General features: G+C 69.6%; 6 protein-coding genes. All 6 read left to right on the forward strand.

What is annotated here, in order from left to right; all coding sequences use genetic code 11:
- Positions 1-2 precede the first annotated feature (2 nt).
- The 6 genes from ABLE43_RS19650 to ABLE43_RS19675 all read left to right on the forward strand — a co-directional run bounded on the left by ABLE43_RS19650 (position 3) and on the right by ABLE43_RS19675 (position 6,739).
- Positions 3-2,480 (forward strand): ATP-binding protein, encoded by a 2,478-nt coding sequence (locus tag ABLE43_RS19650; RefSeq protein ID WP_348979843.1) that lies wholly within the window; start codon positions 3-5, stop codon positions 2,478-2,480.
- The gene (locus ABLE43_RS19655; protein WP_348979844.1) at positions 2,477-2,869 is read left to right on the forward strand and encodes a response regulator; all 393 of its coding nucleotides are present in this window, start codon (positions 2,477-2,479) and stop codon (positions 2,867-2,869) included. Before ABLE43_RS19650 ends, ABLE43_RS19655 begins: the two co-directional genes overlap by 4 nt.
- A 303-nt stretch (positions 2,870-3,172) precedes the next feature.
- Entirely contained in the window at positions 3,173-3,379 is a 207-nt protein-coding gene (gene rpsU / locus ABLE43_RS19660; RefSeq protein ID WP_010545388.1) for a 30S ribosomal protein S21, read from the forward strand.
- A gap of 90 nt (positions 3,380-3,469) precedes the next feature.
- Complete coding sequence (locus ABLE43_RS19665) at positions 3,470-4,078, forward strand: FKBP-type peptidyl-prolyl cis-trans isomerase (protein WP_348979845.1); 609 nt, start codon at positions 3,470-3,472, stop codon at positions 4,076-4,078.
- Between the two features lie 260 nt (positions 4,079-4,338).
- Positions 4,339-5,745 (forward strand): exopolysaccharide biosynthesis polyprenyl glycosylphosphotransferase, encoded by a 1,407-nt coding sequence (locus tag ABLE43_RS19670; protein WP_348979846.1) that lies wholly within the window; start codon positions 4,339-4,341, stop codon positions 5,743-5,745.
- Between the two features lie 28 nt (positions 5,746-5,773).
- Positions 5,774-6,739, forward strand: coding sequence for a PDZ domain-containing protein (locus ABLE43_RS19675; protein ID WP_348979847.1), 966 nt, complete (start codon positions 5,774-5,776; stop codon positions 6,737-6,739).
- Positions 6,740-6,919: the final 180 nt, after the last annotated feature.

Here is a 6,919-nt window from a genome sequence, read left to right on the forward strand (position 1 = left end):
CCATGTACCGCATCCTGCTCCTGCCGGCGGCCCTGTGCGCCATGCTGCTGTCGCCCGCCCCGGCGGCGGCGCAGCCGGACTCGCGGTTCGAGCAGGCACTGGCCACGCTGCGCCCCAAACTCGTCACCGATCCCGATGCGGTGCTGGCCGCCACGCCGCAACTCGCGCACCTCGTCCGTCGCGGCGATGCGGGGCAGCAGGCCGCCTTGCTGTGGCTGCGGGCCGAGGCGGAGGCGCGGACCGGCGATCCGGTGGCGGCGCGGGTGCTGGTCGATCGCGGACTGGCGCTGGTCGACGGCGGCAGCAGCGCGATCCGGGGCGACCTGCTGCGCACCCGCGGCGACCTTGCGACCGACCGGAGCGACGTCGCGGCGGCGCTCGCCGATTATCAGGCGGCGTATCAGGCGTATCTGGCCGCCGGGAACATGCGTGGCTGCGCGCTGGCGCTGACCAGCATCGCTTCGCTCTATCGCGAGGGCGGCGATTACGAATCGGCGCTGCGCTATCTGGGGCAGGCGATCGACATCGGCGGCGATCCGACGATGATGGCGTCGATCTACAACAACCGCGGCAACGTGCTCGCCGAAACGCGCCGCGACAAGCAGGCGGTGCGCGACTTCCGCCGGGCGCTGGTGCTGATCGGCGATACCAATCCCGCGCTCGCCGCGCGGGTATGGGGCAATCTCGCCCGCTCGCAGGTGGCGGTGGGCGATACCCGCGCGGCATGGTCGTCGGTATCGCGCGGCATCGCGATCGCGCGGCGGCAGGGTTCGCGCCAGGCGCTCGACGGGTTGCGCTCGATCTCGGCCCGGATCGCGATGGAGCGCGGCGACCGGGCGCGCGCGCTGCGGCTGATCGACGGCATCTTCGCCGGGGTGGACCTGACCGCCACGACGCTGGCCGAGCGCGACAATCATCGCAACGCCTATGCGGTCTATGCCGCCGCCGGGCAGACGACCAAGGCGCTAGCGCATCTGGAGGCGCTCAACCGACTCGACGACCAGGCGACGCAGGTCGCGACCTCGGCCAAGACGGCACTGATGTCGGCCCGGTTCGATTTCCAGAACCAGGAACTGCGCATCGCCGGGCTGAAACAGGCCGAGCTGCGCCGCAACGTCGCGTTCGAGCGGTCGCGCGCACGGTTCGAGCGCATCCTGTTCATGGTCGGCGCGGGCGCGGTAGGCATCGTCATCATCGTGCTGGGCGTCGTGGTGCTGACGCTGCGGCGCAGCCGCGACGAGGTGCGCGCGGCCAATGCCGGGCTGGAGACGACCAACGCCGCGCTCGGCCGCGCGCTCGAGGCGAAGACCGAATTCCTCGCGACGACCAGCCACGAGATCCGCACCCCGCTGAACGGCATTCTCGGCATGACGCAGGTGATGCTGGCCGATCCGGCGCTGCCGCCGGTGACGCGCGACCGGCTGGGCGTGGTGCAGGGGGCGGGGCTGGCGATGCGGGCGCTGGTCGACGATATCCTCGACCTCGCCAAGATGACGGCGGGCAAGCTCAGCGTCACGCTGGAGCCGACCGATCCGGCGGCGGTGCTGCACGAGGTCGCCGCCATGTGGCGCACGCAGGCGCAGGAGCGCGGGCTGGCCTTTGCGGTGGCGATCGACCCGCTGCCCGCATGGATCGAGAGCGATCCGGGCCGGTTGCGCCAGATCGTCAACAACCTGCTTTCCAACGCGATCAAGTTCACGGCGCAGGGGAGCATCGCCCTGACCGCGCAGGCGGCGGGCGAGCGGCTGCGCATCACGGTGCGCGACAGCGGCATCGGGATCGCGCCGGAGCGCCAGCGCGAGGTGTTCGAATCCTTCCGCCAGGCCGACGCCAGCACCACCCGCCGCTATGGCGGGACCGGGCTCGGCCTCACCATCTCGCGCAATCTGGCGCAGGCGCTGGGCGGCGACATCCTGCTCGACAGCGTCGAGGGGGAGGGGGCGACCTTCACCGTCGACCTGCCGCTCGTCCCGGTGGCGGCGCCCGCCGGTGCGGTCGCCGAGCGATCGGGCGAGGAACTGGTGGTGGTCGAGGCCAATCCGATCGTCCGCGGCAAGCTGCGCGGGCTGCTCGCGCCGCATGTCGCCGGGATCGCCTTCGCCGGGCGCGTCGATGACCTGATCGCCGGACTGGCGGGCGGGCGGCACGGACGGGCGCTGATCGACCTGACCGGTCTGCGCGCGATGTCGGACGACATCGACCGCGATCTCGCGCGGATCGCCGCCGCGCTTGCGGCGCGGGGCGCCCGGGGGATCGTGCTGCTGGCGCAGGACGAGGCACATGTCGCCGTGCCGTCGCCGCTGACCCCCTTGCACAAACCCGTTTCGGGAACGAAACTAAGAGCCGAACTGTTTGCGTCATCCGAAGGGGCCGAAGCTGTCCACGCCCCCTTGTTTCCCATGCGCACCGGCGCGATAGCGGGGTCGAATATGCCTGACATTTTCGACAAGGGCCCGGCGACGCTGCGATGCACGTCATGAACATCCTCTATATCGAGGATGACGCCATGAACCGGCGGGTCGTGCGCGACATGCTGGATGTGGCAGGCGCGGCGATGGTCGAGGCCGACGGGGCGGAGGCCGGATTCCGCCGGATCGACGCCGAGTCGTTCGATCTCGTGCTGATGGACCTGCGCATGCCCGGCATGGACGGGTTCGAGGCGATCCGCCGCATCCGCGCCCGCACCGACGCCAAGCGCGACGTGCCGATCATCGTCGTCACCGCCGACGCCGCCGTCGACCTCGCCGAACGCTGCATCGCGACCGGGGCGGACGAGGTGCTGTTCAAGCCGGTGGCGATGGACGCGCTGTTCGACGCGGTCGGCCGCATCCTCGCCCGCCGCGCCGACGCGGACGACATGCTGTTCTGAAACGTGCGTGGGTGCGCGTTCCGAGGCGGCACCGGCCCGCTCCCCCACGGGTCCCAGCAAAGTAGTACTTTGCTGGGCTAACCCCCACCCGGCCACCCACACCAGTATCCTGATGGGTGGCCGGGTGGGGGAGCGGGCCGGTGCCGCAAACCGTGCATCGGCACGTTTCCAGACAGACTCCGGGAGTCGGGTCATCGGCGCTTGCCCCTGCGGGCGGGTGTTGATACAGGGGCCCGTCACGCCGGGCCATGCTTCGGCGAACCCCATGCTATTGCTTTAAGAGATTCGGAGTTTTAGTCCCCCATGCAGATCATCGTTCGCGACAACAATGTCGATCAGGCTCTCCGTGCGCTCAAGAAGAAGCTGCAGCGCGAGGGCGTGTACCGCGAAATGAAGCTGCGCCGTCATTACGAGAAGCCCTCGGAGAAGCGCGCCCGCGAGCGTGCCGCCGCCGTGCGTCGCGCCCGCAAGCTCGAGCGCAAGCGCATGGAGCGCGACAGCGCCCGGTAAGCGACGGCGGCGCGGGACGTTGCCCCGCGCCGCAACGGTTCATCATCTGACACAGGGCGCCGTGCGGCGCCTGCCGGTCTAGGGGTTTCGATGTCGGTCACCGCCGTTCCGCTGCATCCCGTCAAGCGCGGGTATATCGTCTGGATCTGGACCGGCATCGTGCTGGCGCTGCTGCTCGCGGCGGGCCTCGCCTGGGCCGGTACCCGCAGCGAGATCGATTCGTTCCTGTCGGGCAATGCGGCGCGCCCCGGCGTGGTCACCACGGCCAGCGGGCTGCAATATGAAGTGCTGACCAAGGGCAGCGGCCCGACCCCGACCGATTCGGACGTCACGCTGGTGAACTATGTCGGCAAGCTGCCCGACGGCACGATCTTCGACCAGAGCCGCCAGCCGACGCCGATGTCGCCCAAGGGCGTCGTGCCGGGTTTCGGCGAGGCGCTGAAGCTGATGCCCAAGGGGTCGAGCTACCGCTTCTGGATCAAGCCGTCGCTCGGCTACGGCGGCCCGCGCCCGGCGGATGCGCCGCCGCTGTCGCCGGAAGCGGAGAAGCTGTCGAAGCAGGTGCTGGTGTTCGACGTGACGATGATCGACTTCATCCCCGAAGCGGTGCTGCAGCAGATGCAGATGCAGCAGATGATGCAGCAGGGCGGGGGTGCCGGTGCCCCGCCGCCGGGCGCGGTGCCGCCGCCGGGCCGCTGAACCGGACGACTGCGAATCGAGGGGCGTCGGGTGCCATACCCGGCGCCCCTTGCTGTATGGGGCGGGCATCGCGCCAAGACGAGCCGCGACGCTATTGTCGTTCCGACAGTAATCGTGCGAAGAGCATTGTCCGAACCTTGGTGGCCGACGGGAAATCGGGTAAGAACAACGCGCTGCCAACGTCTATTGAGCAAGCGCAGCATTTCTGGCTATGTCGGTGACGATCGGGGCTTTGGTCACACGCGACGGAACAAGGGGCGATGAACGTTAGTACCGGGCGAATCGCATCGAATGACACGGTCGGCAACCGCGGCGGATCGCCGTCGCTGCGCGGGCGGTGGCAACCGTCGCGGCGGTTGCTGCGCTTCCGGCTCTATGCCGGGCTGATGATCCTCGACCTGCTGTGCATCGTCGGCAGCTTCGCGGCGGCGTGCTGGGGCTATGAGGGCAGCCTGCGCTCGGCATGGATCATCACGCCCGCGATCGTGCCGCTCTATCTGATCGCCGCGTTCAGCATCGGGGCCTATGCCGCCAGCGTCATCGACCGGGTCAGCATCACCGTCGGTCGTGCCGCGCGCGCGCTGACCTTCGCCGCCGCCGCCGTGCTGTTCCTCGCCTTCATCCTGCGCGCCAGCGAGGATTTCTCGCGGCTGGTGTTCGCGCTGGGGATCGGCGGCAGCTTCGTCGCGCTGTGCGCCGTGCGCTATGTCTTCGTGCGCCGGGTCGCGCGCATCCTCGGCGGCAATCCGTACAACGTCGTGCTGATCTGCGACGACGGGCACATGCCGCTCGGCGGCAGCTTCTCGATGGTACTCGCCACCTCGGCGTTCGACGCGGCGGGACAGGACCCGCAGATGTACGACCGGCTCGCGCAGGCGCTGGAACAGGTCGACCGGGTCGTGGTGGCGTGCAGCGTCGAGAACCGCGCGAAATGGGTCCATCTGCTGCAAGGCGCCAACGTCCAGGCCGAAATCGTGATGGACGAGCTCAAGGCGTTCGGCCCGCGCGGCCTCGACCGTTTCGGTAGCAGCCCGACGCTGGTCGTCGCGCGCGGACCGATGAGCGCGCAGGGACGGCTGCTCAAGCGGCTGTTCGACATCACCTTCGCGGGCGGTACGCTGCTGTTGCTCCTGCCGGTGTTCCTGCTGGTGGCGCTGGCGGTGAAGCTCGAATCGCGCGGGCCGGTGTTCTTCGTCCAGACCCGGATCGGGCGGGCCAACCGCCTGTTCCGCATCCGCAAGTTCCGCAGCATGCGCGTCGATCAGGGCGATGCCGCGGGCAACCGTTCGGCGGCGCGCGACGACGATCGCATCACCCGCGTCGGATCGTTCATCCGCAAGACCAGCATCGACGAACTGCCGCAGCTGATGAACGTGCTCGACGGGACGATGAGCATCGTCGGCCCGCGTCCGCACGCGCTGGGATCGAAGGCCGAGGACAAGCTGTTCTGGGAGATCGACCGGCGCTACTGGCATCGCCATGCGGTGAAGCCGGGGCTGACCGGGCTGGCGCAGGTCCGCGGCTATCGCGGCGCGACCAACCATCGCAGCGACCTGACCAACCGGCTGCACTCCGACCTCGAATATCTCGACAACTGGACGATCTGGCGCGACATGATGATCATCATCAAGACGTTCGGGGTGCTGGTGCACCGGAATGCCTTCTGATCGATCGCACGGGGTAAGGCGCCGGGCGATGTTGTTCGCTGCGCCGGTGCTGCTGGCGCTGGTCGGTGCGGTGCATGCCGACGATGCGGCGACGCTGGAACAGCTGCGCGCCGGGGACGTACGGTTGGCTGCGATCGGCCATCGCCTCGCCGTCGCCAATGCCGCGCTGTGCGCCGACCGGGTGCCGGCGACCGGCATCGTGTTCCACGCGATCGACCAATATCCCGCCGCCGAACAGGCCGAGGCGCGCCGCGTGTTCGGCTTCGCCACCCCGATCGGCGTCGAGGGCGTCGTGCCGGGCAGCGTGGCCGCACGCGCCGGGGTCCGCGCCGACGATGCGATCGTCGCGGTCGACGGCCAGCCGGTGCCCGCCGCCGACGGGGCAGGGCATGTCCGCACCCGCGACGCCTTTGCCGCGCTGCTCGACGGGCGCCCCGCCGCCGCGCCGCTGACGATGACCCTGCGGCGGGCCGGGGGCGATCGCACCGTCACGCTCGCCCCGTCGCCCGGCTGCGCCACGCTGTTCGAGCTGCGCCCCGGCCCGACGCTCGACGCCAGTGCCGACGGGCGGCAGGTGCAGATTTCCGGCGCGTTCCTCGACCGGTTCGACGACCGCCAGATCGCGGTCGTCGTCGCGCACGAACTGGCGCACAATATCCTGCGCCATCACGACCGGCTGGAAGCGGCCAAGGTGAACCGCGGGCTGCTGCGCGAATTCGGCCGCAACGGGCGGCTGTTCCGAACGACCGAGGACGAGGCGGACCGGCTGAGCGTCCATCTGCTGCGCAATGCGGGGTGGAATCCGGCGGATGCCGTCACCTTCTGGCAGGGGCCGGGTGCGCGAATCGCGGGCGGCATCTTCTACAGCCGTACGCATTCCTCGCCCGGACGCCGCGCCGACCTGATCGCGCAGGAGATCGCCGCGCTGCCGCCCGGCGCGCCCGTGCCCTATGCCCCGCCGCTCCTGACCGCGCGCGACCAGCCGTTGCGCTAGTGCCTGATCCAGCAACGCTGGAGCGGGCCGGTACCGCTTCCACGCAAGTGGATCAGACTCTAGGGCGTGTGGGGATTCACAAAGCTTTACGAATGTGATTCACGCTTTGGATGGACCGAGACGTACTGACGGATGCCCAATGGGCGAAGATTGAGCCACATTGTCTGGGCAAGCGGACTG

Origin of the sequence: Sphingomonas silueang (assembly GCF_040049155.1) — a bacterium.
GTDB classification, from domain to species: domain Bacteria; phylum Pseudomonadota; class Alphaproteobacteria; order Sphingomonadales; family Sphingomonadaceae; genus Sphingomonas; species Sphingomonas silueang.